The 26,012-nt window shown below is 71.4% G+C and carries 28 protein-coding genes, 4 tRNA genes and 1 pseudogene; 27 read left to right on the plus strand and 6 right to left on the minus strand.

The window, feature by feature from the left end; translation table 11 throughout:
• Window positions 1–28 precede the first annotated feature (28 nt).
• The 15 genes from AB0L89_RS23350 (at window position 29) to AB0L89_RS23420 (ending at window position 13,575) form a co-directional block, all read left to right on the plus strand.
• Entirely contained in the window at window positions 29–418 is a 390-nt protein-coding gene (locus AB0L89_RS23350; protein ID WP_055547887.1) for an NADH-quinone oxidoreductase subunit A, read from the plus strand.
• A complete protein-coding gene (locus AB0L89_RS23355) occupies window positions 409–1,080 on the plus strand; it encodes an NADH-quinone oxidoreductase subunit B family protein (protein WP_365143952.1) in 672 nt (223 codons plus the stop codon). Before AB0L89_RS23350 ends, AB0L89_RS23355 begins: the two co-directional genes overlap by 10 nt.
• On the plus strand, window positions 1,077–2,453 hold the full coding sequence (locus AB0L89_RS23360; RefSeq protein WP_365143955.1) for an NADH-quinone oxidoreductase subunit C: 1,377 nt from the start codon (window positions 1,077–1,079) through the stop codon (window positions 2,451–2,453). The genes AB0L89_RS23355 and AB0L89_RS23360 overlap by 4 nt, the downstream gene beginning before the upstream one ends.
• Complete coding sequence (locus tag AB0L89_RS23365) at window positions 2,450–3,418, plus strand: complex I subunit 1 family protein (RefSeq protein WP_365143958.1); 969 nt, start codon at window positions 2,450–2,452, stop codon at window positions 3,416–3,418. Before AB0L89_RS23360 ends, AB0L89_RS23365 begins: the two co-directional genes overlap by 4 nt.
• Complete coding sequence (locus AB0L89_RS23370; protein ID WP_365143961.1) at window positions 3,418–3,978, plus strand: NADH-quinone oxidoreductase subunit I; 561 nt, start codon at window positions 3,418–3,420, stop codon at window positions 3,976–3,978. The genes AB0L89_RS23365 and AB0L89_RS23370 overlap by 1 nt, the downstream gene beginning before the upstream one ends.
• Entirely contained in the window at window positions 3,975–4,652 is a 678-nt protein-coding gene (locus AB0L89_RS23375) for an NADH-quinone oxidoreductase subunit J (protein ID WP_365143964.1), read from the plus strand. The genes AB0L89_RS23370 and AB0L89_RS23375 overlap by 4 nt, the downstream gene beginning before the upstream one ends.
• The gene (nuoK, locus tag AB0L89_RS23380) at window positions 4,652–5,068 is read left to right on the plus strand and encodes an NADH-quinone oxidoreductase subunit NuoK (protein ID WP_365143967.1); all 417 of its coding nucleotides are present in this window, start codon (window positions 4,652–4,654) and stop codon (window positions 5,066–5,068) included. Before AB0L89_RS23375 ends, nuoK begins: the two co-directional genes overlap by 1 nt.
• Window positions 5,065–7,074 (plus strand): NADH-quinone oxidoreductase subunit L, encoded by a 2,010-nt coding sequence (locus AB0L89_RS23385; protein WP_365143970.1) that lies wholly within the window; start codon window positions 5,065–5,067, stop codon window positions 7,072–7,074. The genes nuoK and AB0L89_RS23385 overlap by 4 nt, the downstream gene beginning before the upstream one ends.
• 6 nt (window positions 7,075–7,080) lie before the next feature.
• A complete protein-coding gene (locus AB0L89_RS23390; protein ID WP_365143973.1) occupies window positions 7,081–8,673 on the plus strand; it encodes an NADH-quinone oxidoreductase subunit M in 1,593 nt (530 codons plus the stop codon).
• Window positions 8,670–10,202 (plus strand): NADH-quinone oxidoreductase subunit N, encoded by a 1,533-nt coding sequence (locus AB0L89_RS23395; protein WP_365143976.1) that lies wholly within the window; start codon window positions 8,670–8,672, stop codon window positions 10,200–10,202. Before AB0L89_RS23390 ends, AB0L89_RS23395 begins: the two co-directional genes overlap by 4 nt.
• A gap of 194 nt (window positions 10,203–10,396) precedes the next feature.
• Complete coding sequence (gene htpX, locus AB0L89_RS23400; RefSeq protein ID WP_055698192.1) at window positions 10,397–11,260, plus strand: zinc metalloprotease HtpX; 864 nt, start codon at window positions 10,397–10,399, stop codon at window positions 11,258–11,260.
• Complete coding sequence (locus tag AB0L89_RS23405; protein WP_365143979.1) at window positions 11,257–11,652, plus strand: YccF domain-containing protein; 396 nt, start codon at window positions 11,257–11,259, stop codon at window positions 11,650–11,652. Before htpX ends, AB0L89_RS23405 begins: the two co-directional genes overlap by 4 nt.
• A 15-nt stretch (window positions 11,653–11,667) precedes the next feature.
• Window positions 11,668–12,504, plus strand: a complete 837-nt coding sequence (locus tag AB0L89_RS23410; RefSeq protein WP_365143982.1) for a hypothetical protein — start codon at window positions 11,668–11,670, stop codon at window positions 12,502–12,504.
• Between the two features lie 118 nt (window positions 12,505–12,622).
• Window positions 12,623–13,159: an SMI1/KNR4 family protein gene (locus AB0L89_RS23415; protein WP_365143984.1), complete on the plus strand. Its 537-nt coding sequence runs from the start codon at window positions 12,623–12,625 to the stop codon at window positions 13,157–13,159.
• Window positions 13,160–13,308: 149 nt separating this feature from the next.
• Window positions 13,309–13,575 (plus strand): GlsB/YeaQ/YmgE family stress response membrane protein, encoded by a 267-nt coding sequence (locus tag AB0L89_RS23420; protein ID WP_365143987.1) that lies wholly within the window; start codon window positions 13,309–13,311, stop codon window positions 13,573–13,575.
• Window positions 13,576–13,692: 117 nt separating this feature from the next.
• On the opposite strand, the gene AB0L89_RS23425 is transcribed toward AB0L89_RS23420, so the two are convergent.
• Complete coding sequence (locus AB0L89_RS23425; RefSeq protein WP_223776178.1) at window positions 13,693–14,181, minus strand: YajQ family cyclic di-GMP-binding protein; 489 nt, start codon at window positions 14,179–14,181, stop codon at window positions 13,693–13,695.
• Window positions 14,182–14,379: 198 nt separating this feature from the next.
• Here AB0L89_RS23425 and AB0L89_RS23430 point away from each other — a divergent pair.
• Both AB0L89_RS23430 and AB0L89_RS23435 read left to right on the plus strand, forming a co-directional pair.
• Window positions 14,380–14,461: transfer RNA gene (locus tag AB0L89_RS23430), tRNA-Tyr, on the plus strand.
• 91 nt (window positions 14,462–14,552) lie between these two features.
• Window positions 14,553–14,765 carry a hypothetical protein gene (locus tag AB0L89_RS23435; protein ID WP_365143990.1) on the plus strand — a complete coding sequence of 71 codons (213 nt, stop codon included), beginning with the start codon at window positions 14,553–14,555 and terminating at the stop codon, window positions 14,763–14,765.
• A 43-nt stretch (window positions 14,766–14,808) separates the two neighbouring features.
• On the opposite strand, the gene AB0L89_RS23440 is transcribed toward AB0L89_RS23435, so the two are convergent.
• Window positions 14,809–15,465 carry an SDR family oxidoreductase gene (locus AB0L89_RS23440; protein WP_365143993.1) on the minus strand — a complete coding sequence of 219 codons (657 nt, stop codon included), beginning with the start codon at window positions 15,463–15,465 and terminating at the stop codon, window positions 14,809–14,811.
• 92 nt (window positions 15,466–15,557) lie between these two features.
• Window positions 15,558–16,877 carry an amidohydrolase family protein gene (locus AB0L89_RS23445; protein ID WP_365143996.1) on the minus strand — a complete coding sequence of 440 codons (1,320 nt, stop codon included), beginning with the start codon at window positions 16,875–16,877 and terminating at the stop codon, window positions 15,558–15,560.
• Between the two features lie 245 nt (window positions 16,878–17,122).
• On the opposite strand from AB0L89_RS23445, the gene AB0L89_RS23450 reads away from it, so the two are divergent.
• From AB0L89_RS23450 to AB0L89_RS23485, 8 genes and pseudogenes are all read left to right on the plus strand, one after another.
• Window positions 17,123–17,195 (plus strand) — tRNA-Thr (locus tag AB0L89_RS23450).
• Window positions 17,196–17,242: 47 nt separating this feature from the next.
• A tRNA-Met gene (locus tag AB0L89_RS23455) sits at window positions 17,243–17,315 on the plus strand.
• An 88-nt stretch (window positions 17,316–17,403) separates the two neighbouring features.
• Window positions 17,404–17,568, plus strand: a complete 165-nt coding sequence (rpmG, locus tag AB0L89_RS23460; protein ID WP_003948671.1) for a 50S ribosomal protein L33 — start codon at window positions 17,404–17,406, stop codon at window positions 17,566–17,568.
• 85 nt (window positions 17,569–17,653) lie between these two features.
• The gene (locus AB0L89_RS23465) at window positions 17,654–18,106 is read left to right on the plus strand and encodes a MaoC family dehydratase N-terminal domain-containing protein (RefSeq protein ID WP_365143999.1); all 453 of its coding nucleotides are present in this window, start codon (window positions 17,654–17,656) and stop codon (window positions 18,104–18,106) included.
• A gap of 4 nt (window positions 18,107–18,110) precedes the next feature.
• Window positions 18,111–18,539: a MaoC family dehydratase gene (locus AB0L89_RS23470; protein WP_365144002.1), complete on the plus strand. Its 429-nt coding sequence runs from the start codon at window positions 18,111–18,113 to the stop codon at window positions 18,537–18,539.
• A gap of 141 nt (window positions 18,540–18,680) precedes the next feature.
• Complete coding sequence (locus AB0L89_RS23475) at window positions 18,681–19,229, plus strand: helix-turn-helix domain-containing protein (RefSeq protein WP_365144290.1); 549 nt, start codon at window positions 18,681–18,683, stop codon at window positions 19,227–19,229.
• 132 nt (window positions 19,230–19,361) lie between these two features.
• Window positions 19,362–20,798 carry an MFS transporter gene (locus tag AB0L89_RS23480; protein ID WP_365144005.1) on the plus strand — a complete coding sequence of 479 codons (1,437 nt, stop codon included), beginning with the start codon at window positions 19,362–19,364 and terminating at the stop codon, window positions 20,796–20,798.
• Between the two features lie 43 nt (window positions 20,799–20,841).
• Window positions 20,842–21,915, plus strand: a pseudogene (locus AB0L89_RS23485) (UDP-N-acetylmuramate dehydrogenase); the annotation flags it as partial.
• Window positions 21,916–21,948: 33 nt separating this feature from the next.
• On the opposite strand, the gene AB0L89_RS23490 reads toward AB0L89_RS23485, so the two are convergent.
• Window positions 21,949–22,587, minus strand: coding sequence for an NAD(P)H-binding protein (locus AB0L89_RS23490; RefSeq protein WP_365144008.1), 639 nt, complete (start codon window positions 22,585–22,587; stop codon window positions 21,949–21,951).
• A gap of 86 nt (window positions 22,588–22,673) precedes the next feature.
• Here AB0L89_RS23490 and AB0L89_RS23495 point away from each other — a divergent pair, with 86 nt between their 5' ends.
• Window positions 22,674–23,270: a TetR/AcrR family transcriptional regulator gene (locus AB0L89_RS23495; protein WP_365144010.1), complete on the plus strand. Its 597-nt coding sequence runs from the start codon at window positions 22,674–22,676 to the stop codon at window positions 23,268–23,270.
• A 9-nt stretch (window positions 23,271–23,279) separates the two neighbouring features.
• Here AB0L89_RS23495 and AB0L89_RS23500 read toward each other — a convergent pair whose 3' ends face one another.
• Window positions 23,280–24,299: an adenosine deaminase gene (locus AB0L89_RS23500; RefSeq protein WP_365144013.1), complete on the minus strand. Its 1,020-nt coding sequence runs from the start codon at window positions 24,297–24,299 to the stop codon at window positions 23,280–23,282.
• Window positions 24,300–24,472: 173 nt separating this feature from the next.
• Window positions 24,473–25,699: a pyridoxal phosphate-dependent aminotransferase gene (locus AB0L89_RS23505; RefSeq protein WP_365144016.1), complete on the minus strand. Its 1,227-nt coding sequence runs from the start codon at window positions 25,697–25,699 to the stop codon at window positions 24,473–24,475.
• A 180-nt stretch (window positions 25,700–25,879) separates the two neighbouring features.
• Here AB0L89_RS23505 and AB0L89_RS23510 point away from each other — a divergent pair.
• Window positions 25,880–25,952, plus strand: a tRNA-Trp gene (locus AB0L89_RS23510).
• Window positions 25,953–26,012: the final 60 nt, after the last annotated feature.

A 26,012-nucleotide genomic window follows, 5' to 3' on the forward strand; every position in this document is an offset into this window, starting at 1 on the left:
GAGGACGGTCAGGGAGTGAGGGGCTGACGTGCACGTGACGAACGTCGCGGCGAGCTACTACCAGTCGTACTCCGTCGTCGGACTGCTCGCCGTCGTGGGCGTGCTGTTCGTCGCCGTCGCCTTCGGCGCGGGACGGCTGCTGCGCCCCGTCGTGCCCACCCCGGAGAAACTCCTGACGTACGAGTGCGGGGTCGACCCCGTCGGCGAGGGCTGGGCCCACACCCAGGTCCGCTACTACGTCTACGCGTTCCTCTACGTGATCTTCGCCGTCGACTCGATCTTCCTCTTCCCCTGGGCGACGGTCTTCGCCGCGCCCGGCTACGGCGCGACGACGCTCGTGGAGATGTTCATCTTCCTCGGCTTCCTCGCCGTAGGCCTGCTGTACGCATACAAGAAGGGCGTCCTGACGTGGACGTGACCCCCGAGCCCGTTCTGCTCCCCGAGCCGAAGAAGCTGGGCGCGCTCGCCCGCCTCGCCCCCGAGCCGATGAAGGTGGTCCTCAACTGGGGCCGCCGCTACTCGCTCTGGGTCTTCAACTTCGGCCTCGCCTGCTGCGCCATCGAGTTCATCGCCGCCTCCATGGCGCGCCACGACTTCATCCGGCTCGGCGTCATCCCGTTCGCGCCGGGCCCGCGCCAGGCCGACCTGATGATCGTGTCCGGCACGGTCACGGACAAGATGGCCCCCGCCGTGAAGCGTCTGTACGAGCAGATGCCCGAACCGAAGTACGTCATCTCCTTCGGCGCCTGCTCCAACTGCGGCGGCCCCTACTGGGACTCGTACTCCGTGACCAAGGGCGTCGACCAGATCATCCCGGTCGACGTGTACGTCCCCGGCTGTCCGCCCCGCCCCGAGGCGCTGCTCCAGGGCATCCTCAAGCTCCAGGAGAAGATCGCGCGTGAATCGCTGGGGGAGCGGTACGGCAACGGATCCGGCGCCCGCCCCTCCACCGCAGCCCTGCGGAGCGGCCTCGTGAAGGCGCCCGTCCCGGGGGAGGCCACGGCATCGGGGGACGTCACGAAGCCGGGGGACGTCACGAAGCCGGGGGGCGCCAAGACGCCGGGGGAGGCCACGACATGACCGGCTGGCTGCCGAGCCCCGTCGAGGAGCTCTTCGGCGCGGAGGCCACGGCCGAGGAGTCGTACGACGTCCTGACCGTCGACGTCCCGCCCGCCTCCTGGACCACCGCCCTGGAGACCGCCCGCACCACGCTCTCCTGCACCTACTTCGACTGGCTGAGCGCCGTCGACGAACCGGGCACCGGCTTCCGCGTCGCCGCCCACGTCGTCGCCCTCTCACCGGTACGCCGGCTCCTCCTGCGCACGACCGTCCCGCACGACGCGCCCGCGCTCGCCTCCGCGGTCGACGTCTACGCGGGCGCCGCCTGGCACGAACGCGAGACCCACGAGATGTTCGGCGTGACCTTCGAGGGCCACCCCGGACTGACTCCGTTGCTCCTGCCCGAGAGCTTCGAAGGCCACCCCCTGCGCAAGGACTTCGTGCTCGCGGCCCGCGTCGCGAAGGCCTGGCCGGGCGCCAAGGAGCCGGGCGAGTCCGAGCACGGCGGCCCCAAGCGCCGCCAGATGCTGCCTCCGGGCGTGCCCGACCCGAACGAGTGGGGTCCGCTGAAGGGCCAGCTCCCCGCCGCCCCGGCCCGCCCGGCCCGCGGCGCGGGACGCGCCGCGGGCGCGGGGGCCGCGGGCAGGGCGGCGGGGGCCGGTGCCGGTGCCGCCGGTCGTGCGGCGGCCGCCGGTGAACGCCCGCCCCGCCGGACCCGCTCGGCCAGCCAGGGCTCGGCGAGCCAGGTGGCCCCCGCGGGGGAGGCTCCCCCTACGGGCGAGGCCGCCTCCGCAGGGCAGCCGGAGGCCCCGGCCCGCCCGCCGAGGCGCTCGCGCAGCGCGAGCCAGGGCTCGGCATCGCAGCGGACGGCGACGCCGGCGACTCCGGCGACGGTCCCGGACGCCTCTCCCGAGCCGAACTCGAAGGCCGAACCCGAGGCGAAGCCCGCAGGCGCCCCTGAGGAGAGGCCCGCAGCCGCCTCCGAGGCGCAGCCCGCAGCCACCCCTGAGGCGAAGCCCAAGGCCGCGCAGCCGTCGACCCCGCGCAGCTCCGACGCCCCGTGGCACCACGCCCGCCCGGCGTTCGACACCCCGGAGCAGCCGAAGCCGACGCCGACGCCGAACGCGAACGCGGACCTGAAGCCGACGCCGAACGCGAACGCGGACCTGAAGCCGACGCCGAACGCGGACCCGAAGCCGGAGCCCAGCGCGGAACCGAAGTCGGAACCGGACCCGAGCCCGAACCACAAGTCCGGCGCCAACTCGGACCACAAGTCCGGCGCCGACCCGGACCCCAAGCCCGGCTCCCACCCGGACCCCAAGCCCGAGCCGGCGGCGGACCGCCCGCCCGCACCCGCCCCGCAGGACAGCGACCGCACCGGAGGCACCGAGTGAACGACGCCCTCGACGTCGCCCTGCGCCTCGTCATCGTCTTCGCGGTGTTCCTGGTCCTGCCCCTCGTGATCGGCCAGACCGAGCACAAGGTGATGGCCCACATGCAGGGCCGCCTCGGCCCCATGTACGCGGGCGGCTTCCACGGCTGGGCCCAACTCGTCGCCGACGGCGTCAAGTTCGCCCAGAAGGAAGACGTCGTCCCGGCCGAGGCCGACCGCCGCATCTTCCAGCTCGCCCCCGCGATCGCCCTCCTGCCCTACCTCCTCGTCCTGATCGCGATCCCGATCGGCCCCGGTGAGGGCGCCGTCGGCGAGGTCGTCGACGCGGGCATCTTCTTCGTACTCGCCGTCATGGGCGTCGGCGTCCTCGGCTCCCTCATGGCCGGCTGGGCCAGCGCCAACAAGTTCTCCCTCCTCGGCGGCCTGCGCACCGCCGCCCAGCTCCTCGCCTACGAACTCCCGATGCTGCTCGCCGCCGCCTCGGTCGCGATGGCCGCAGGAACGGTCTCCCTGCCCGGCATCGTCGACGCCTTCGAGTGGTGGTGGCTGCCGTGGCAGATCGTCGGCGCCCTCGTCTTCTTCGTGGCGGGCCTCGCCGAACTGCAGCGCCCGCCCTTCGACATGCCGGTCGCCGACTCCGAGATCATCTTCGGCGCCTACACCGAGTACACGGGTCTGCGCTTCGCCCTCTTCCTCCTCGCCGAGTACGCCGGGATCGTCGTCCTGTGCGGCCTGACCACCGTCCTGTTCCTGGGCGGCTGGCACGGCCCGTGGGGCGCCGACGGCCTCGGCTGGGTCTGGACCCTGCTGAAGACGGCCGTCCTGGCCTTCGTGGTCATCTGGCTGCGCGTGTCCTACCCCCGTCTCCGCGAGGACCAGCTCCAGAAGCTCTCCTGGACCCTCCTCGTCCCGCTCGCCCTCGCGCAGATCGCGCTCACCGGAATCGTGAAGGTGGCGATCAACTAGTGCCCCCGATCCCAGGAAGCGGCCTGGCCAAGGGCCTCGCCGTCACCCTCCGCACGATGACGCGGAAGTCCGTCACCGAGCAGTACCCGGACGTCCAGCCCGAACTGCCGCCCCGCACCCGGGGCGTCATCGGCCTGTTCGAGGAGAACTGCACGGTCTGCATGCTGTGCGCCCGCGAGTGCCCCGACTGGTGCATCTACATCGACTCCCACAAGGAGACGGTCCCGCCCGCCGCCCCCGGCGGCCGCGAGCGCAGCCGCAACGTCCTCGACCGCTTCGCCATCGACTTCTCCCTCTGCATGTACTGCGGCATCTGCATCGAGGTCTGCCCCTTCGACGCTCTCTTCTGGTCCCCGGAGTTCGAGTACGCCGAGACCGACATCCACGAACTCACCCACGAGCGCGACAAGCTGCGCGAGTGGATGTGGACGGTCCCGGCCCCGCCCGCCCTGGACCCCGGCGCCGAGGAGCCCAAGGAACTCGCCGCCGCCCGCAAGGCCGCGGACAAGCTCGCCGCCGCCCAGGAGACGTCCGAGCCCGGACCGCAGGGGGACGCGTGACCTTCGCAGCAGCCTCCACGACGGCGGCCCGGGCCGCCGAGACCCACGGCTTCCTGTCCCCGACCGGTGTCGAGATCGCCTTCCTGCTCGTCGGCCTCGTCACCCTCGGCGCGGCGGTCATCACGGTCACGACGAAGCAGCTGGTGCACGCCGCGCTGTGGCTGGTGGTCGCGCTCGGCGGGCTCGCCGTCGAGTACCTCCTGCTGACCGCCGAGTTCATCGCCTGGGTGCAGGTCCTCATCTACGTCGGCTCCGTCGTCGTCCTCCTCCTGTTCGGACTGATGCTCACCAGGGCGCCCATCGGCCGCTCCCCGGACGCGGATTCGGGCAACCGTCCGGTCGCGCTCGCGGTGGCCCTCGCCGCTGCCGCCGCCCTGGTCTGGGTCGTCGTGGACGCCTTCCGCACCACGGTGATCGACCTGGACGGCGCCGCCCAGGGCTCCACCGACGTCACCGGATCGATCCTCTTCCGGCACTGGGTGCTTCCCTTCGAGGCCCTCTCGGTCCTCCTCCTCGCCGCCCTCGTCGGCGCGATTGTCCTGTCCCGCAAGAAGGCCGCCCAGGGCCAAGGCGCCCAGGGCCAAGGCGCCCAGGGCCAAGGCGCCCAGGGCCAAGGCGCCCAGGGCCAAGGCGCCCAGGACCAAGTCGCTCAGGACCAGGAGGAGAACAGCTGATGCACCTCCACCTCGCCTATCCCGCCGTCCTCGCCGTCCTCCTCTTCTGCGTCGGCCTCTACGGCGTCCTCGCCCGCCGCAACGCGATCCTGGTCCTGATGTCCGTCGAGCTGATGCTCAACGCCGTCAACCTCAACCTGGTCGCCTTCGACGTCTGGCTCCGCGACTCCCTCCACGCCGGCCAGGCCCTGACCCTCTTCACCATCGCCATCGCCGCCGCCGAGATCGGCATCGGCCTCGCGATCGTCCTGGCGGTCTACCGCAACCGCGGCAGCTCCGCCGTCGACGACCTCCGCGACACCGCCGAGCTCCCCGACGGCCCCGACGGCGGCGACGACGCCGAGGGCGCAGCCGAGGAGCCCGCCCCGAAGTCCCGGCAGGCGCAGACGTCGCAGAAGGCTGAGGCCACCGCGTGACCACGACCACCCTCGCCGTCCTCGTCCCCCTCCTGCCGTTCCTGGGCGCGGCCGCCGGCCTGCTGCTCGGCCGCAGGGTCCCCGGTCTCGTCCGCCCCCTCGCCGTGCTGCCCACGCTGACGGCCCTCGTGCTCGCCGTGCTCGTGGCCGTCCGCCAGGGCGGCGGCACCGGCGGCGGGACGGCCGCGCTGGACGCCGCCACCGAGCTCACCCCGACCGGCTCGGTCCCCATCGAACTCGCCCTGCACGTCGACGGCTTCGCCGCCCTCGTCGCCGTCCTGGTCGGCGTCGTCGCCTCCTGCGTGCAGATCTACTCGACGGGCTACCTGCGCGACGACCCGCGCTACCCCTCGTACGCCGCTCTCGTCTCCCTCTTCACCTCCGCGATGCTGCTCGTCGTCTACTCCGGCGACCTGATGGTGCTCCTGGTCGGCTGGGAGATCATGGGCATCTGCTCGTACTTCCTGGTCGGCCACTACTGGGAGACGCCCGAGGCGCGCGCCGCCTCCCTGAAGGCCTTCCTGGTCACCAAGCTCGGCGACGTCCCCTTCCTGATCGGTCTGTTCGCGCTCGCCGTGGACACCGGCTCCTTCCGCATCACGACGATCCTCGCGACGGTCGCGGACGGCGGCCTCGACCACCCGACCCTGATCGCCCTGCTGCTCCTCGCGGGCGTGGCGGGCAAGTCCGCGCAGTTCCCGCTGCACACCTGGCTGCCCGACGCGATGGCGGGCCCCACGCCCGTCTCCGCGCTGATCCACGCCGCGACGATGGTCGCCGCCGGTGTCTACTTCGTGGCCCGGCTCCTCCCCGTCTTCGCCGCCTCCGCCGCGGCCCTGGTCGTCCTCGCCGTCATGGCCGCCGTCACGATGGCCGGCTCGGCCCTCGCGGCGCTCGCCCAGGACGACATCAAGCGCGTCCTCGCGTACTCGACGATCGGCCAGCTCGGCTACATGACCGGCGCGCTCGCCGTCGGCGACCGCGGCGCCGCCGTCTTCCACCTCCTGTCGCACGGCGCCTTCAAGGCGCTGCTGTTCCTCGCCGCGGGCGTGATCATCCATGCCGCCGGCACCAACTCGCTGGCCGCCATGTCCCGCATGAAGGGCCTGCGCGACCGCATCCCGGACGCGTACTGGACGATGACCGTGGCGCTCCTCGCGCTCGCCGCGATCCCGCCGTTCAGCGGCTTCTTCTCCAAGGAGGCGGTGCTCGGCGCCGCCGAGCACACGGCCACGGGCCACGCCGAGTCCGCGCCCACCGCCGCGGGCTGGATCGTCCTCGTCGCCGGTCTGCTCACCGCCCTTCTCACCGCCGCCTACGCGACGCGCCTGTGGCTGCTCGCCTTCCACGGCAGGGGAGCGCAGGCCCCCGACCACGGGAAGCAGCCCGTCGCGATGACGGCCGTGCTCTGGGTGCTCGCCGTCCCCTCCCTTGCCTTCGGTCTGTCCGTCGGTGCCCTGCCGGACTGGTTCGACGGCCACTCGCTCACCCCGACGCTCACGACCTCCGTCCTTGGCACGGGCCTCGCGCTTGTCGGCGGCCTCGTCACCTACGGGGCCTGGCGCCACACCACGGCGCTCGCCGCCCGCGTCCCGATGGGCGCCGTCGCCGCCACTGCGGACGGCGACGGCGGCCAGGTCGAGGCGGAGGCCATCGCCACCCATGCCCCCGCGTACGGCGACGTCGCCTCCGCGCCCGACCCGGCCGACCCCGGCCGGCTGCTGCTCGGCCCGCTGCACCGGCACGCCGCCGTCGGCTTCCACCTCGACGCCGTCTACACCGCCCTGTTCGTACGGCCCGTCCAGGCATCCGCGCGCCTCGTCCGCTTCCTCGACCGCGCGGTCGTCGACACGTACGTGCACGGCGCGGGCGCGGCACCCCGCTGGCTCGGCGCGGCGGTCCGCCGCGCCCAGACCGGCAATGTGCAGACCTATCTGAGCGCGCTGCTCGCAGGCACGGTCGTCCTGGCCGTCGCCGCCGTCCTCGTCGCCACCGCCGGAGCGTGAGCAGCCGTGATCGGTATCAGTGAGTCCGTGATGCAGTTCCTTCTCGCGTTGATCGTCGTCGGCCCGCTCATCGGCGCCGTGGCGGCTCTCCTGCCGGCCCCGCCCGGACTGAAGGGGAAGTCCCCCGACCAGGCCGTGCTGCGCCACGGCGTGACCGTGACCGGCGCGATCCTCGTCGCCGCGATCGTCCTCGCGCTCGGCTTCGACCACGACCAGCCGTCGAAGATGCAGGCCACGACCGATATCAGCTGGATCCCCGCACTCGATGTGCGCATCCACCTCGGCATCGACGGCATCTCGCTCCCCCTTCTGGTCCTGACCGCGCTGCTGACCTTCCTCTGCGCGCTCTACAGCTACTTCAAAATGCCGTCGGGCCCGTCCCCCAAGGCATTCGTGGCACTGATCCTCGTGCTCGAGTCAGGCACCCTCGCGACCTTCGCCGTCCTCGATCTGCTGCTGTTCTTCCTGGCGTTCGAGATGGTGCTCATCCCGATGTACTTCCTCATCGCCCGCTGGGGCGGTGAGCAACGGGTCCGGGCCGCTTGGAAGTTCATCCTCTACACGCTGCTCGGCTCCGTCGTCATGCTGCTGGGCCTGCTCCTCATCGGGCTCAAGTCCGGCACATTCGACATGGTGGCACTCGCCACTGACAACGGCCGGGGCCTGACCACATCCGTGCAGGTCATCGCCGTTCTGGCGATCGGGATCGGGCTCGCGGTCAAGACGCCGATGTGGCCGCTGCACAGCTGGCTGCCGGACGCCCACACCGCCGCGCCCACCGTCGGCTCGGTCCTGCTGGCCGGCGTGCTGCTGAAGATGGGTACGTACGGATTCGTCCGGATCATCCTGCCCGTCGCGCCGGACGGCATGCGGGAGTTCGCGCCGTACCTCGCCGCCTTCGCGGTCGTCGGGATCATCTACGGTTCCCTCGCCTGCCTCGCGCTCGCCCGGCAGGGCGCGAAGGGCGACCTCAAGCGCCTCATCGCGTACTCGTCCGTCGGTCACATGGGCTTCGTGCTGCTCGGCATCTCGACGATGAGCCCGACCGGCGTGAACGGCGCGCTGTTCGCCAACATCGCCCACGGCCTCATCACCGGCCTGCTCTTCTTCCTCGTCGGCGCGCTGAAGGACCGCACCGGCACCACCGACCTCGACTCCCTCGCGCAGGAGTCCGGCGCCGCGCTCTACGGCAAGGCACCCCGCCTCGGCGGCCTCCTCGCCTTCGGCGCCGTCGCCTCGCTCGGCCTGCCGGGCCTGGCCGGGTTCTGGGGCGAGATGCTCGCGCTGTTCGGCGCGTTCAGGCCCGCCGACGACCTCAGCCGCCCCGCGTTCCTCACCTTCATGGCGATCGCCGCCTTCGGCACCCTGCTCACCGCCGCGTACATGCTCGTCGTCGTACGCCGTGTCTGCATGGGCCCGATGTCGCAGCCCGCGCCCGACGGCCCCGCGCCCAAGGCCCTCGCCGACGTCCACGGCTACGAGTTCGCCGCCTGGACCCCGCTCGTCGCCCTCACCGTCCTCGCCGGACTCTGGCCCGCGGCTCTCCTCGGCCTGACCGACCCCGCCGTGCAGAAGCTCCTCACTGGAGGCAAGTCGTGACCGTGGCCGCCGAAAGCGCCGCAAGCCTCGTCCAGTCCGTCGACTGGCTCGCGATCGCGCCGCCGACCATCGCGGCGGTCGTCGGCCTCCTCGTCCTCGTCGCCGACCTCTTCGTGGCCGACGGCAAGAAGGCACTGCTCGGCTGGATCTCCGTGGCGGGCCTGGCCGCCGCCGCGCTCGCCCTGCTGCCCCTCCTGGACGACGACCGCTCGACCTTCTGCCTGACCGGCGGCGGCACGCACGCGTGCAGCTACACCGCCGACCGCTTCACCCTCGTCATCCAGTTGCTGGTCCTCGGCGGCGCCCTGCTGGCCGCGCTGCTCTCCATGAGCACCCTCAAGGACTCCGGGGACGAACTGCCCGCGGGGGAGTACTGGTTCCTGCTGCTCTCCTCCGCCGCGGGCGCCGCCCTGCTGCCCGCCTCGCGCGACCTGGCGACGCTCATCGTCGCCCTGGAGGTCGCCTCCCTGCCCGCCTTCGCCCTCGTCGGCCTCAGGCGCGGCGACAAGCGCTCCTCCGAAGCGGCCCTGAAGTTCTTCCTCTCCTCGGTCACCGCGACCGCCGTGAGCCTCATGGGCGTCAGCTTCGTGTACGCGTCCACCGGCACCCTGCACCTCACGGAGATCGCCACCGAGCTCCAGGACGTCGACGGGCAGCTGCACACGCTCGCCCAGACCGGCGTCGCCCTCACCCTCGTCGGCTTCGCCTTCAAGGTGGCGGCCGTGCCCTTCCACTTCTGGGTACCCGACACCTACGTAGGCGCGCCCCTGCCCGTCGCCGCGTACCTCTCCGTCGTCGGAAAGGCCGTCGGCTTCACCGGGCTCATCCTCGTCACCGTCGTCGCCTTCCCCTCGTACGCGGACGTCTGGGGCCCCGCGCTCGCCGTCCTCGCCGCGCTCACCATGACCGCGGGCAACGTGGCGGCGCTGCGCCAGCAGGCCACGCGCGCGTACAGCGCGGTACGCCTCCTGGCCTGGTCCTCGGTCGGGCAGGCGGGCTACCTCCTGGTGCCGATCGCCGCCGCCGGATACGCCGACGACGGCGCCGCCGCCGAGCGGGCCATCGGCTCCACCGTCGCCTACGCCCTGATGTACGCGGCCGTGAACCTCGGCGCCTTCGCCGTGGCCGCCCTCGTCGGCCGCACCCAGCGCCTGAACCGCGTCAGCGACTACCGCGGCCTGTACGCCCGCAGCCCGCTGGCCGCCCTGGTCCTCGCCTTCTTCCTGCTCTGCCTGGCGGGCCTGCCGCCCGGCATCATCGGCCTCTTCGCGAAGGTCACGGTCTTCTCGGCCGCGGTCGACGCGGGCCTGGGCTGGCTCGCCGTCGTGATGGCCGTGAACGTGGTGATCGCGCTGTTCTACTACCTCCAGTGGACCGCGCTCCTGTTCCGCGCCCCCGAGGGCGAGCCGGTCAGGCACCGCGTCCCGGCCCCGCTCACCGCGGCCATCGCGCTGACGGCGATCCTCGGGATCGTTCTCTCCGGAGCGCCCCAGCTGGTCCTGAGGTTCTCGGACACCGGCCTGTTCTGACCCGTCCGCCCACGAGGGCCCGCCCGCCGGCCACGACCGCCGCCGGGCCGTCACCCGCGCGGCCTACACCGCTCCTGCGTGCACAAGGGAACTAGTGCTCCCCGCCTGGCGTTGACCAGTACGGGAGGGTCCACTGAACAGTGGAAGCACCAGTCAGTAGAGGGTTCCCCCACGCACCACCAGGAGGGCGTACCGTGCACCGCCGGCACAACGGATTGAAGACCGCCGTACTCCTCGGGGGACTGTCCGCGCTCATCCTTGTCATCGGCAGTTTCTTCGGGCGTACGGGCTTGATCGTCGCGCTCTTCGTAGCGCTCGGCACGAATGCGTACGCGTACTGGAACAGCGACAAGCTCGCCCTGCGCGCGATGCGCGCCCGCCCGGTGAGCGAGTTCGAGGCCCCCGAGCTGTACCGCATGGTCCGCGAGCTCTCCACCCAGGCCCGCCAGCCCATGCCCCGCCTCTACATCTCGCCCACCGAGGCGCCGAACGCGTTCGCGACGGGCCGCAATCCGCGCAACGCCGCGGTGTGCTGCACCGACGGCATCCTGCGGATCCTCGACGAGCGCGAGCTGCGCGGCGTCATCGGCCATGAGCTCAGCCATGTCTACAACCGCGACATCCTGATCTCCTCGGTCGCGGGCGCCCTGGCCTCCGTGATCATGTTCCTGGTCAACTTCGCGTGGCTGATCCCGGTGGGCCGCTCCAACGACAACGACGGCCCCGGCATCTTCGGGATGCTCCTGATCATGCTGCTCGGTCCGCTGGCGGCCTCCATCATCCAGCTCGCCATCAGCCGCTCCAGGGAGTACGAGGCCGACGCGTCCGGCGCGCAGCTCACCGGCGACCCTCTCGCTCTCGCGAGCGCCCTGCGTAAACTCGACGCGGGGACAAAGCAGTTGCCGCTGCCGCCCGAGCCCCGTCTGGAGACGGCGAGTCACATGATGATCGCGAACCCTTTCCGTCCGGGGCAGGGCATGTCCAAGATGTTCTCCACGCACCCGCCGATGGCGGAGCGCATCGCCCGACTCGAGCAGATGGCAGGTCGCCAGCAGTGAAGACAATCCTCAACGTCATATGGCTCGTCCTCTGCGGTTTCTGGATGTTCCTGGGCTACCTCTTCGCGGGCGTGCTGCTCTGCATCACGATCATCGGCATCCCGTTCGGCCTGGCCAGTTTCCGCATCGGCCGCTATGCCCTGTGGCCCTTCGGCTACACCACGGTGGAGCGCCGCGACGCGGGCGCCCCTTCCTGCGTGGGCAACGTCCTGTGGCTGATACTCGCGGGCTGGTGGCTCGCCCTCGGCCACATCGTCACGGGCGTGCTGCTCTGCGTCACGATCATCGGCATCCCCCTGGGCGTCGCCAACTTCAAGCTGATCCCGGTCTCTTTGCTGCCCCTGGGTCGCGAGATCGTCCGCACCGACCAGCCGTTCGCCGCGCGCTACTAGAGCGGGCGCACTCCGGTGCGACGGCCCAGGTACGCCCTCGCCGCGTACGACCCCGAGGCGGCTCCGTACGACACGATCTGGGCCCTGTGCGCGGACGCGGAGCACCTCTTCGCCGATCAACTGCCGCTCCGGCCGGCCGTCTTCGGAGGGCGGGACGAGGCGCGTGACGGCCCGCTGGAGGAGCTCGCCGAGCCACCCGTACGACTGCTCGGCTGCTCGCCGCGCGGCGCCCTGAAGGACGCGCTGGGCAGCGGCAGGGGAGACCTCGGGCACGGATCCGTGCTGCGCCTGGGCCGCCTCGGCCAGACGCTGCAACACGCCGTGGAGGGCGAGGTCGTCGCCTGGATCCCGTCCGCGCGCGGGCGCGGCCTCGTCGACCTCACCCTGGACCCGTGGACCGTACGGCCCCCGCGCGCCGCCGGTGAGGTCTGGGACACCTGGTGGGGCGGCCGCCCCACCGAGCCGAACCTCTGGGCGCGCCACGGCGCGGAGGGCCGCGCCCACTGGCTGGCCGTCGCGCGGCGGGCACCGGGGCGGCACGGCCCGGTCGCGGGGCCGGGAGCCACGTACCACCTCGACGGCCGCCACATCACCGACGAGCCGGCCTTCTACTGCGCGCTCGGCGAGGCACTCGACGGGCCCGGAGGCTACGCCGGGCGGGACCTGGACACCCTCTCGCGGCGCCTGCGCGGCGGCACGGGCGCGGTGCCGCCCTTCACCCTCGTCTGGCACGACGCACACGTCGCCGGGACCTGTCTGGGCGTCACACCCCGCACGGACGACCGTCCGCCGTGCTTCGAGGAACTCCTCGACCGCCTCGCCCTGTCGGGCGTCGAGGTCGTCCTGGCCTGACGGGCGAGCGGGCGGTGGCGCTGGGAGCGGACCGGAGAGAAGGCCGCCGGGGGCGGGGCAGGGGCGGGGGAGGGGCCGCTCAGGGCGGATTGTCAGTGCCGTGGTCCACGATGAACTCATGACCGAGACCGAGCAGTTGCTGGCCCGCGTCGCCGCCGAGGCGCGCGCCGGCCGCCCCTGGGGCTGGGACTGTCTGCCCGCCCCCGCGGACGCCGACACCCTGGCCCGCGCCGAGGCCACCCTGGGCTTCGCCCTGCCGCCGCTGCTCGCCGCGCTCTACACCCGCATAGGAGACGGCGGATTCGGTCCGGAGTACGGCCTGTTGCCCCTGTTGGAAGGCAAGTCCTCCGGAGGCGAGCCCGCCGTCGTCGAGAAGTACGTCGGGATGCGCGCCTCCGACTGGGGCTGGCCGGAGGGCGTCCTGCCGATATCCCACTGGGGCTGCGCGATGTACGCGTGCGTGGACTGCCGCAGCGACACCGCCGAGGTCCTCCTCTTCGAGCCCAACGGCGGCGACCCGCGCCACGCCTGGTTCGTCGACTCCCCGAGCCTCACGTCCTGGCTCACCTCATGGCTCGACGGCACGGGCTGGTACGAGGAGGACAACGACGGAGCGGACCTGCCGGCCTGGCAGGACGCCCGCACGCGCGCGTGAGCCGGCTCCCCCGAGCGTCCGAGGGGGGCTCAGCCTGCTGTGTCATACGCCGCATCGTGCGGATCACCGCAACCGGACACCTTTACGGAGACGTCCTTCAGGGCAGCAGCGCAGAGAAGCTCACCGCGCCAGAAAGGTCAGGTCACCGTATGGGCATTGTCAGTTGGATCGTTCTGGGGTTGCTGGCCGGAGCCGTCGCCAAACTGCTGCTGCCCGGCCGTGACCCGGGCGGGTTCATCGGCACCACCGTCATCGGCATCGCGGGCGCGTTCATCGGCGGCTGGATCTCCTCCCGCTACCTCGACCGTCCGATCGAGAACCACTTCTACGACGGCGCCACCTGGGCCGCCGCCATCGGCGGCTCACTCGTCCTGCTCGTCGCCTACCGCATCCTCTTCGGCCACTCACGCCGCTGAGGAACCGTTCCCTCGATCTGCGGCCAGCAGCAAGGGCGGGCACCCCACCGGGGTGCCCGCCCTTCGTCGTACTCCCGCAACCGACCGGCCGGCACCGAACCGCCGACCCGCCCGGACCTACCGGTAGTTCACGAACTGCAGCGCGAAGTCGAAGTCCTGCCCCTTGAGCAGCGCCTGCACGGCCTGAAGGTCGTCCCGGCTCTTCGAGCTGACGCGCAGCTCGTCGCCCTGGACCTGCGCCTTGACGCCCTTGGGGCCCTCATCGCGGATGATCTTCGCGACCTTCTTGGCGTTCTCCTGGGAGATGCCCTCCTCGATCGAGGCGAAGATCTTGTACTCCTTGCCGGACAGCTGCGGCTCGCCCGCGTCCAGCGCCTTCAGCGAGATGCCGCGCTTGACCAGCTTGGACTGGAAGACATCGAGGATCGCCTTGACCCGCTCCTCGCCGCTCGCCTCCATCAGGATCTTCTCGCCGGACCACGAGATCGAGGCACCCGTGCCCTTGAAGTCGTAACGCTGCGAGATCTCCTTGGCGGCCTGGTTGAGGGCGTTGTCGACCTCCTGCCGCTCGACCTTCGAGACGATGTCGAAACTGGAGTCGGCCATGTCCTGTGGCTCCTTGTATCGGGGTGTGCGTACTCAGCGGATACACGGCCGACTGACGCCTGCCGCATCCGCAAAGCCTAGCCATCGCCCCCGCGCGGGGTGCCGATCAATCGGGTGGCGAAGCACCCCTGTGCATCAGGTATCGTTTACGTCGTTGCCACGGAGCGCCGCGAAAGCGGAGACCAGGGCAGCAACCCAGGCGGTGTGCCCGAGCGGCCAAAGGGAGCAGACTGTAAATCTGCCGGCTCAGCCTTCCCAGGTTCGAATCCTGGCGCCGCCACACGAAGGAGACCCTCTCCGACTTGCGGAAACGCAAGACGGGGAGGGTCTTTTCGTATGCCTCCGGAGCGCACTGGGCACAAAATGGGCCCATGTCGTCCCGTCGCAGAAACTGTCCGGAGTGCCGCCGCGAGATCGCCGTCGTGGGCGGACGGTTCGCCCGCCACGACCCGCCGGGCCCGCGGGGCGCCGGTGACCTGATCTCCTGTCCTGGCTCTCGCAGGCACGCCCAGCTGGGCGCCGCGCAGCCCGCCCTGGACGGCTATGTGGTCCCGGACTGCCCCGGCCAGCTCCCGCTGTTCTGAGAGGCGCTCAGGAGGGCCCCAGGAGGCCCTCCTGGGGCCGTGATCAGTTCCCCGCCACCGACTTGACCGCCACCGACACCGGCATGGAGCCGCTGATCAGCTCCAGCGTCAGGCCGGCCGTCGCCGACGTCTCCAGGAGCTCCGCGAGCACCGCGGCGACGTCGTCCCGCGGGATCGGCCCGCGCCCGGTCGACGCCTCCAGGCGCACGAGACCGGTGCCCGCGTCGTCCGTCAGCATCCCGGGGCGCAGGATCGTCCAGTCCAGGGCGGCACGCGCGCGTACGTACGCGTCCGCCTCGCCCTTGGCCCGCAGATAGGCGTCGAAGATCTCGTCGCCCTGGTGGGCCGGATCGGCGCCCATCGACGACACGACCACGTAGCGCCGCACTCCGGCGCGCTCGGCCGCGTCCGCGAAGAGCACGGCCGCGCCCCGGTCCACGGTGTTCTTGCGGTCGGCGCCGCTGCCCGGCCCCGCGCCCGCCGCGAAGACCGCCGCGTCGGCGCCGCGCAGGTGTCCGGCGACCTCGTCGACCGACGCCGACTCCAGGTCGCACAGCACCGGTTCGGCGCCGGCCGCGCGCAGATCCGCTTCCTGCCCGGCGCTGCGGATCAGTCCGGCGACCTCGTCGCCGCGCGCGGCGAGCAGGCGCTCCAGCCGCAGCGCGATCTGTCCATGACCTCCAGCGATGACAATGCGCATACTCCCGACCGTACGACAGGGCGGACGCGCGCGCTCCACGCGCGCGTGCAGGCACGGGAGACTGCGGGGCCGACGGGCCTGCCGTACGCGTCTCAGGACGCGCTCTCGTCGCCCTTCGGACGCCCAGGAGCCGCCCCCGTCGACCGCCCCTGGCGCGGCAGGTCCAGCGCCACCGCGGCAGCCGAGTCGCAGTACTCGCGCACCGCGCTGGTCCGCGCCACAACGCGCCCTCGGTGCACGACGATCCGGCTGTACGCGAGCGACAGCGCCCCCGAGAGCCGGTCCCCGCGCACGGCGAGCAGTTCCGCGGGGAAACCCGCCTCCACCCGCACCTCGGGCAACCCCATGGCCGTCCGCGCCGCCCCGCTCACGGCGTCGTACGCCGCCTCGGGCCGCAGTCCGCAGCGCGAGGCCAGCAGGTACGCGGCCTCCAGCGGATCCCCGCGCCCCACCGGGTTCGACACGTCCCGCATGGCCCCGCTGCCCGCGGCGACCCGCACCCCCGCCGCCCGCAGCAGCCGCACGGGAGCCGTGCCGCGCCGCTCCGCGCCGCCGCACCCGCCCTGCGGCAGGCACACCACCGTCACGCCGGCCGCCGCGAGCTGCTCGGCGGTGCGCGAGGCCACGTCCCTGGGCAGCCGCCCAAGACCGGCGCACGGGCCGAAGGTCACGCCCGCCCGCAGCCCGCCTGCCATCGCCGCGAGCCGCCCGAGCCGGGCCGGATCGTCACCGTCCGTGTGCAGATCGACCGGGCAGCCGTGCTCCGCGGCGATGTCGAGCACCGCCTCCGCGTACCCCGTGGGATCGGGGTCGAGATCGGGACAGCCGCCCACTACGGAGGCGCCCATTTTCACCGCGTCCCGCAGCATCGCGAGCCCGTCGGCGCCCGCGACGCCGGTCAGCAGCCGCGGCACGGCGACCGCCGTCAGATCGACCAGACCCCGCAGCGAGCGCCGTGCCTGCAGCACCGCCTCCATCGGGCCGAGCCCCTGGACGTCACCGATCCGCACGTGCGACCGCAGCGCCGTGGCGCCGTGCCCGAGCTGCAGCAGTGCGGCCTCGGTGGCCCTGCGCTGCACGTCGGGGACGTCGTAGGAGACCGGGCCCGCCGTGTCCGCCGAGAGCGCCGTGTCGCCGTGCGCGTGCGGTTCCGCGGCGGCGGGCAGCAGGAGGTAGCCGCCGAGGTCCACACGGGAGCCGTGGGCGCTCAGGCTGCCGGCCGTGCCGACCGCCTCGATGCGCCCGCCGCCGAGCCGGACGTCCACGGTCCTGCCGTCGGTGAGCCGGGCGCCGCAGAGCAGCACGGCCCCGGAGCCCGCGGGGTCGGAACCGGAGGACCCGGAGGAGCCGGAGGAACCGGAAGGGCCGGACGAGCCGGAGGAGTGGGGCTGCTGCGGCTGGCTGTCGGGCATCGCGCTCCTGAGGTTCGGGGGCGGCTGCAAGTCGTTCAAGGGCATCAAGATCACGCAGCGTGCGTCGAGCCTAGGACGGCGAAAGGCCCGCTTCGAGGAGGAGCGGAATAGTCGTACCGGTGTGGTGCGAGCGCACGGATGGGGTGCTCGCGGACTCCTGGGGCGGGCTCCCCGATGCCCCCGGACGGCCCTGGCGAAACGGATTTGGGCGATCGGCGACCGAGCGTGTAATGTCTTCATCGCTCGCCCCAATAGCTCAGTCGGTAGAGCGTCTCCATGGTAAGGAGAAGGTCTGCGGTTCGATTCCGCATTGGGGCTCTGATGTCGCGTGATCCTCGCTCTCGGGCGAGGGGATCCGGCATCGCAGCGGTGTAGCTCAGTCGGTAGAGCAAGCGGCTCATAATCGCTGTGTCACCGGTTCAAGTCCGGTCACCGCTACGGGTAGTAGCCGATTGTGGGGTCGGTCCTTCGATCGGCTACTCTTTTTTGCGTTCATCCGTCCATCCGTCCGTCAAGGAGCACTCACGTGGCTGCCACCGACGTCCGCCCGAAGATCACGCTGGCCTGCGTGGAGTGCAAGGAGCGGAACTACATCACCAAGAAGAACCGGCGTAACAACCCGGACCGTCTTGAGATGAAGAAGCACTGCCCGCGCTGCAACGCGCACACTGCGCACCGCGAAACGCGCTAAACACAGGCTCGAACACGAGGCCGTCCCCGTTTGTGGGGGCGGCCTCGCGTCGTTTACGAAACCAACCGCAGGAGGTGCCGAGTCCATGGCGCTCGACCAGTCCTTCGTGGGGCGGTCCTATCCCCCCACTGATCCTTATGAGGTCGGCCGGGAGAAGATCCGTGAGTTCGCCGAGGCGGTGGAGGACGCCAATCCGGCGTACATCGACACGGAGGCGGCCAAGGCGCTCGGTCACCCGGACGTGATCGCTCCGCCGACTTTTGTGTTTGCGATCACTTTCAAGGCCGCGGGACAGGTCATCGAGGACCCGCAGCTGGGCCTCGACTACAGCCGTGTCGTCCACGGCGACCAGAAGTTCGCCTACACGCGCCCCGTGCGTGCGGGCGACCGGCTCACGGTCACCTCGACCATCGAGTCGATCAAGTCGCTCGCGGGCAATGACGTCCTGGACATCCGCGGTGAGGTCCACGACGAGGCGGGCGAGCACGTCGTGACCGCCTGGACCAAGCTCGTCGCGCGTGCGGCAGAGGAGGCGTGAGGCGATGACGGCGAAGATCTCGTACGACGACGTCGAGGTCGGCACCGAGCTGCCGACCCAGAGTTTCCCGGTGACGCGTGCCACTCTCGTGCGGTACGCGGGCGCTTCCGGGGACTTCAACCCGATCCACTGGAACGAGAAGTTCGCGGTCGAGGTCGGGCTTCCCGACGTCATCGCGCACGGCATGTTCACCATGGCCGAGGCGATCCGCGTCGTGACCGACTGGGTCGGCGATCCCGCCGCGGTCGTCGAGTACGGCGTGCGCTTCACCAAGCCGGTCGTGGTTCCGAACGACGACAAGGGCGCCACCATCGACGTCAGCGCCAAGGTCGCGGTCAAGCTGGACGACAACCGCGTGCGCGTCGACCTCCTCGCCAAGAGCGGGGACCAGAAGGTGCTCGGCATGTCGCGGGCGGTCGTGCAGCTGGCCTGACGGCTGTCACTCCTCTACGTGGACGTAGGTAAGGGGCGTTCTCCACTGGGGGGCGCCCCTTACGCATGGGTGGAAGAGGGGCATCCCCGACGTGACCTTGACTACTTAGTGATTGGACACTAACTTACTCGCATGGTCAGGATGAGCGCAGAGGAGCGGCGCGAGAGCGTCATCCGCGCGGCGATGGTCGAGTTCGCCCGCGCCGGGTACAACGGCACCTCCACGGAGTCGATCGCCAGGCGCGTGGGTGTCTCGCAGCCGTATCTCTTCCGGCTCTTCCCGGGCAAGCAGGCCATCTTCCTGGCCGCGGCCGAGCGCTGCTGCCAGGAGGTCACGGAGGTCTTCAGGGCGGCGGCCGAGGGGTTGGACGCCGAGGAGGCCGTGCACGCCATGGGCCAGGCCTACCAGGCGCTCATCGCCGAGGACCCCGACAAGCTGCTCATGCAGATGCAGATGTACGTCGCCACGGCCGCCGCGGAGGCGACCGGCGACCACGAACTCGGCTCCGCGCTGCGGGCCGCCTGGATGGAGATGTACGACACGGTCCTCCTCGCGCTGGGGGCGGAGGTCGACGAGACGACGCAGTTCCTCGCGTACGGGATGTTGGTCAATGTCCTGGTGTCGATGGGCTTCCAGCGCGACCACCGGGTGTGGACCGGCTTCTACGAGTCGGCGCAGCCCAAGGGGTGAGTGCGTACGGCCCGGGCGGTGAAGCCGTCCGGCAAGTGAAGCGTGTGGCAAGTGAAGTGAGTGCGCGTGTCGCAGGGGCGCGTTTTTGTGCCCATGAAAGTTAGTCATCAATAACTAACCTTGGGGGAAGCGATGTCAGAGAAGACTGCACAACGCGGGGGAGCGGTCTGGGCCCTCGTCATCACCAGCGTCGCCGGGTTCATGGCGGCGCTCGACAACCTCGTCGTCACCACCGCCCTGCCCGCCATCCGCGAGGACCTCGGGGGAGCGCTGCACGACCTGGAGTGGACGGTGAGCGCTTACACCCTCACCTTCGCCGTGCTGCTCATGTTCGGCGCGGCCCTGGGCGACCGCTTCGGCCGCCGCAGGCTCTTCATCATCGGCGTCACGGTCTTCACCGGGGCCTCCGCCGCCGCGGCCCTCGCGCCCGGCATCGACGAGCTGATCGCGGCCCGCGCGGTGCAGGGCGTCGGCGCCGCGATCATGATGCCGCTCACGCTGACCCTGCTGACGGCGGCCGTGCCCGAGGCGAAGCGCGGTATGGCGTACGGCATATGGGGCGCCGTGAACGGCCTCGCGGTCGCCGGTGGCCCCCTGATCGGCGGCAGCCTCACCGAGCACGTCTCCTGGCAGTGGATCTTCTGGCTGAACGTCCCGCTCGGCGCCGCCCTGCTGCCGCTCGCCCGCCTCCGTCTCGCCGAGTCCCGCGGCGCGGGCGCGCGCCTCGACATCGCCGGCACCCTGCTCGCCAGCGGCGGTCTCTTCGGAATCGTCTACGCCCTGGTGCGCGGTCCCCAGGACGGCTGGTCCAGTGTCACCGTGCTCACCAGCATGACCGTGGGCGTCGCGCTGCTGGGCGGCTTCGTCCACCACGGCATCCACAACAAGGCGCCGATGCTGCCGATGCGCCTCTTCCGTAGTCGTGCGTTTTCGGGGATCAACGCCGCGAGCCTGCTGATGTTCCTCGGGATGTTCGGCTCGATCTTCCTGCTCAGCCAGTACATGCAGATCGTGCTCGGCTACTCGCCCACCGAGGCGGGGCTGCGGATGCTGCCGTGGACCGGGATGCCGATGCTCGTCTCGCCGCTCGCGGGCTACCTCTCCGACCGGATCGGCGGCCGCCCGGTCGTCGCCGCCGGACTCTTCCTCCAGGCCCTGGGCCTGGCCTGGTACGCCGCCGTGGTGGCGCCCGACGCCTCGTACGCCGTGCAGCTGCCGGCCCTGATCATCAGCGGCGTCGGGATGTCCCTGTTCTTCGCCCCGGCCTCCAACCTGGTCATGTCCAGCGTCCGGACGCACGAGCAGGGCATCGCGTCCGGCTCCAACAACGCGCTTCGCGAGGTCGGCGGCGCCCTGGGCATCGCCGTGATGTCCTCGATCTTCTCGGCGCAGGGCGGCTACGCGTCCGCGGGCGACTTCGTGAACGGCCTGGAGCCCGCGCTGTGGGTGGGCTCCGCGACGGTGGTCCTCGCGGCCGTGGCGGCGCTGTTCATCCCGTCCGGCCGACCCGCGCCCAAGGCCCCCGAAGAGGGCTCCGTGAAGCCGGAGGGCGAGCTGGTCGCCGCCTGAGCGACCCCTACGAGAACGGCCCCGCCCGAACCGGCGGGGCCGTTCTCGTACTCTTGAGCACGTGCAGGAACTCCACGATGCCCCGCTCGCCCCGCTGACGACCTTCCGTCTCGGCGGCCCCGCGACCCGTCTGATCACCGCGACGACCGACGCCGAGGTGATCGCCGCCGTCCGGGAGGCCGACGACTCCGGGACCCCGCTGCTGCTCATCGGCGGCGGCTCGAACCTGGTCATCGGGGACAAGGGCTTCGACGGCACCGCCCTGCGCATCGCGACCCGGGGCTTCGCACTCGACGGCACCGAGCTGGAGCTGGCGGCCGGTGAGGTCTGGACCGACGCGGTCGCCCGCACCGTCGAGGCCGGCCTCGCGGGCATCGAGTGCCTCGCCGGGATCCCCGGCTCCGCGGGCGCGACGCCGATCCAGAACGTGGGGGCGTACGGCCAGGAGGTCTCGTCGACGATCACCGAGGTGATCGCGTACGACCGGAAGACGCATGAGACGGTCGTGATTCCGAACGCCGAGTGCGCGTTCTCGTACCGCCACAGTCGCTTCAAGGCCGATCCCGACCGCTTCGTGGTCCTGCGGGTCCGCTTCGCGCTCGAGGACGCGCAGGGCATGAGCGCCCCCATCAAGTACCCGGAGACGGCGCGCACGCTCGGCGTCGAGGCCGGCGAGCGGGTGCCCGCCGCGGTGGCGCGGGAGACCGTCCTGAAGCTCCGCGCGGGCAAGGGCATGGTGCTCGACCCCGAGGACCACGACAGCTGGTCGGCCGGGTCCTTCTTCACCAACCCGATCCTCACCGATGCCGAGTTCGCCGCCTTCCACGCGCGCGTGGAGGAGCGCCTCGGGGCGGCCGTCGCCCCGCCGGCCTTCCCGACGGGCGACGGCCACGTGAAGACCTCCGCCGCCTGGCTCATCGACAAGGCGGGCTTCACCAAGGGCTACGGAGAGGGCAGGGCCCGCATCTCCACCAAGCACACGCTCGCCCTCACCAACCGCGGCGGCGCCACCACCGAGGACCTCCTGGCGCTGGCCCGCGAGGTCGTCGCCGGCGTGCGGGACGCCTTCGGGATCACGCTGGTCAACGAACCGGTGACGGTGGGCGTCAGCCTGTAGCCGGCCTGCGGGCCCCTCTCCTGGAAGAGGGGCTCAGTACGCCACTCCCACTCCCTGCTTCACCGTCGCCGGATCGTCGACCGCGGCCAGCATCGCGTGCGCCACGTCCGCGCGCGCGATCGTGCGCCCCGCGCGCGGGAAGCCGCCCACGACCCTGCGGTAGGTGCCGGTCACGGGCTTGTCCAGGAGCCGCGGGGGACGCACGGACGTCCAGTCCGTCGCGCTGTTCGCCAGCTCGGCCTCCATGACGGTCAGATCGGCGTACACATCCTTGAAGATCCTGCCGATCACGACGCGCAGGGCACGGTCGAGGAGCGGCGAGTCCGCCGGTTCCCGGCCCACGGGGCCCGCGCTCACGACCACGAGCCGCCGCACCCCCTCCGCCTCCACCGCGCGGACCACGGAGCGCGTCAGCTCCGTGGCGATCCCCGTGCCCGCGTCGGCGCGCCTGCGGGCGCCGAGCCCGGAGAGCACCGCGTCCCGCCCCGCGACCGCGGGGCGCAGCGCCTCGGGGTCGCGCACGTCCGCCCGGACGACCTCCAGGCCCTCTCCCGTCACCTCCAGCCGCGCGGGATCGCGGACGACGGCCGTGACCTGGTGGCCCGCCGCGAGCGCCTGCCGGACGATCTCCCTGCCGACGCCGCCGGTGGCACCGAACACCGTGAGCTTCATCGCGCACCCTCCTCGGGTGGGTAAGTGTTCACTCACCACTAGGGTGAGTAAGTACTCACCCACTCGTCAAGCCTGGTTGGACGGCCATGCAGCAGAAGCCCACCCGGGCCCGCATCCTCGACGCGGCCCACGAACTCATGTTCACCCTCGGCCTCGCCCGCGCCACCACCAAGGAGATCGCCAAGGCGGCGGGCTGCTCCGAAGCCGCGCTCTACAAGCACTTCGCGAGCAAGGAGGAGCTGTTCGTGAGCGTCCTCCAGGAGCGACTGCCACGCCTCAACCCGCGCCTGCGCCAGCTCATCGAGGAGCCGGGGGAGCGCACCGTGGAGGAGAACCTCACCGAGATCGCCCGGCTGGCCAGCCACTTCTACGCGGAGAGCTTCCCGATCGCCGCGTCCCTGTACGCCGAGACCAAGCTCAAGCGCCGCCACGAGGACTCCATGCGGGAGATGGGCACGGGCCCCCACATGCCCATCGAGGCCCTCGACGCCTATCTGCGCGCCGAACGCGACGCGGGGCGCATCGCCCCCGACGCCGACACCTTCGCGGCCGCCTCGCTCCTCCTGGGCGCCTGCGCGCAGCGTTCCTTCGCCTACGACGCCACGGTCGGCAAGGAGCCCCCGCAGCCCGTCGACGAGTTCGCCGCGGGCCTCGCCCGCACCCTCCTGAAGGGCATCAGCTGACCGGCGACGTCAGTCGGCCAGCCACTCGTCCACTCCGGAGAGCAGCTTCGCCCGTACGTCCTCCGGGGCGGCCGAGCCGCGCACCGACTGCCGCGCCAGCTCGGCCAGTTCGGCGTCGGTGAAGTCGTGGTGCCGGCGCGCGATCTCGTACTGGTCGGCCAGACGCGCCCCGAAGAGCAGCGGGTCGTCGGCGCCGAGCGCCATCGGCACCCCGGCGTCGTAGAGCGTCCGCAGCGGCACGTCCTCGGGCTTCTCGTAGACGCCGAGCGCCACATTGGAGGCCGGGCACACCTCGCAGGTCACGCCCCGGTCGGCGAGCCGCTTCAGGAGCCGCGGGTCCTCGGCGGCCCGCACCCCGTGCCCGATCCGCCCCGCGTGCAGGTCGTCCAGGCAGTCCCGCACCGAGGAGGGCCCGGTCAGCTCGCCGCCGTGCGGGGCCGCGAGCAGGCCGCCGTCGCGCGCGATGGCGAAGGCCCGGTCGAAGTCCCGCGCCATGCCCCGGCGTTCGTCGTTGGACAGCCCGAAGCCGACGATGCCCCGGTCTGCGTAGCGCACGGCGAGGCGTGCCAGCGTGCGGGCGTCCAGCGGGTGCTTCATGCGGTTCGCGGCGACCAGGACGCGCATCCCGAGGCCGGTCTCGCGCGAGGCGCTCTCGACCGCGTCCAGGATGATCTCCAGGGCGGGGATCAGACCGCCCAGACGCGGCGCGTACGAGGTCGGGTCGACCTGGATCTCCAGCCAGCCCGACCCGTCCCGCAGATCCTCCTCGGCGGCCTCGCGCACCAGGCGCCGGATGTCGTCCGGCTCGCGCAGACAGGAACGCGCGGCGTCGTAGAGGCGCTGGAAGCGGAACCACCCGCGCTCGTCCGTGGCGCGCAGCTTCGGTGGCTCGGCGCCGGTCAGCGCCTCCGGGAGCCGCACGCCGTACTTGTCGGCGAGCTCGAGCAGGGTGGAAGGCCGCATCGACCCGGTGAAGTGCAGGTGCAGATGGGCCTTCGGCAGCTCTCTTACGTCTCGTACACGCTCCATTCCAGGATCTTGCCGTACGGGTGCGGCGTCCCGGTAGCGGCTTTCCACCTTCGGGACCTTTCCCGAACGAAGAAACGGGCCGCCTCTCCGGAGGGAGAGACGGCCCGCACGCACGCGTGGAGCGCTGTTTTCCGCCGTGAATCGCCGCGAACCGCCGCGAAACGCCGCGAAGGTCAGTCGCGGGCCTCGGCGAGCAGCTTCTGGATCCGCGAGACGCCCTCGACGAGGTCCTCGTCGCCGAGCGCGTACGACAGACGCAGGTAGCCCGGCGTCCCGAAGGCCTCGCCCGGAACCACCGCGACCTCGGCCTCCTCCAGGATCAGCGCGGCCAGCTCGACGGAGTCCTGCGGGCGCTTGCCGCGGATCTCCTTGCCGATGAGGCCCTTCACCGAGGGGTACGCGTAGAAGGCGCCCTCGGGCTCCGGGCAGAAGACACCCTCGATGTCGTTGAGCATCCGCACGATGGTCTTGCGGCGCCGGTCGAAGGCCTCGCGCATCTTCTCGACGGCGACCAGGTCTCCGGAGACGGCGGCGAGCGCGGCGGCCTGCGCGACGTTCGACACGTTGGACGTGGCGTGCGACTGGAGGTTCGTCGCGGCCTTCACCACGTCCTTCGGGCCGATGATCCACCCGACCCGCCAGCCGGTCATCGCGTACGTCTTGGCGACGCCGTTGACCACGATGCACTTGTCGCGCAGCTCGGGCAGGATCGCGGGGAGCGAGGTGAACTTCGCGTCTCCGTAGACGAGGTGTTCGTAGATCTCGTCGGTCATGACCCACAGGCCGTGCTCGACGGCCCAGCGGCCGATCGCCTCGGCGTCGGCCTCGCTGTAGACGGCACCCGTGGGGTTCGACGGCGACACGAAGAGCACGACCTTCGTGCGCTCCGTGCGCGCGGCCTCCAACTGCTCCACGGACACGCGGTAGCCGGTGGTCTCGTCGGCGACGACCTCGACCGGGACACCGCCGGCGAGACGGATCGACTCCGGGTACGTCGTCCAGTAGGGAGCCGGGACGATGACCTCGTCACCCGGGTCGAGGATCGCGGCGAACGCCTCGTAGATGGCCTGCTTGCCGCCGTTGGTCACCAGGATCTGCGACGCGTCGACCTCGTAGCCCGAGTCGCGCAGCGTCTTCGCGGCGATCGCGGCCTTCAGCTCCGGCAGCCCGCCGGCCGGCGTGTACCGGTGGAACTTCGGGTTCTTGCAGGCCTCGATGGCCGCTTCGACGATGTAGTCCGGCGTGGGGAAGTCGGGCTCACCCGCGCCGAAGCCGATCACCGGGCGCCCGGCGGCCTTGAGGGCCTTGGCCTTGGCGTCGACGGCGAGGGTCGCGGACTCGGAGATCGCGCCGATGCGCGCGGACACCCGGCGCTCGGTCGGAGGAGTAGCAGCGCTCATGGCCCCATCGTTCCAGACCCGAAACGACCCCGGCACGCGGGATTCCAAGACCATCGGAACCCTTTCTGTTCGACGGAGGGCCTCGGACCACGTACACTCACTGCTCGTTGGCCCTCACCGGCCGCTCCTCTCAGCGCACTCCGTGCACATGGGCGGATGCGGTAGGTTGGGGAAAACCAAAGGGTCGTAGCTCAATTGGTAGAGCACTGGTCTCCAAAACCAGCGGTTGGGGGTTCAAGTCCCTCCGGCCCTGCTACACACTCCTTCGCCAGGATGTGTGCGCATGTACGTACTGCAATGCACCGCCGTGCGG

Source organism: Streptomyces sp. NPDC052114, from assembly GCF_040680155.1.
GTDB lineage: Bacteria > Actinomycetota > Actinomycetes > Streptomycetales > Streptomycetaceae > Streptomyces.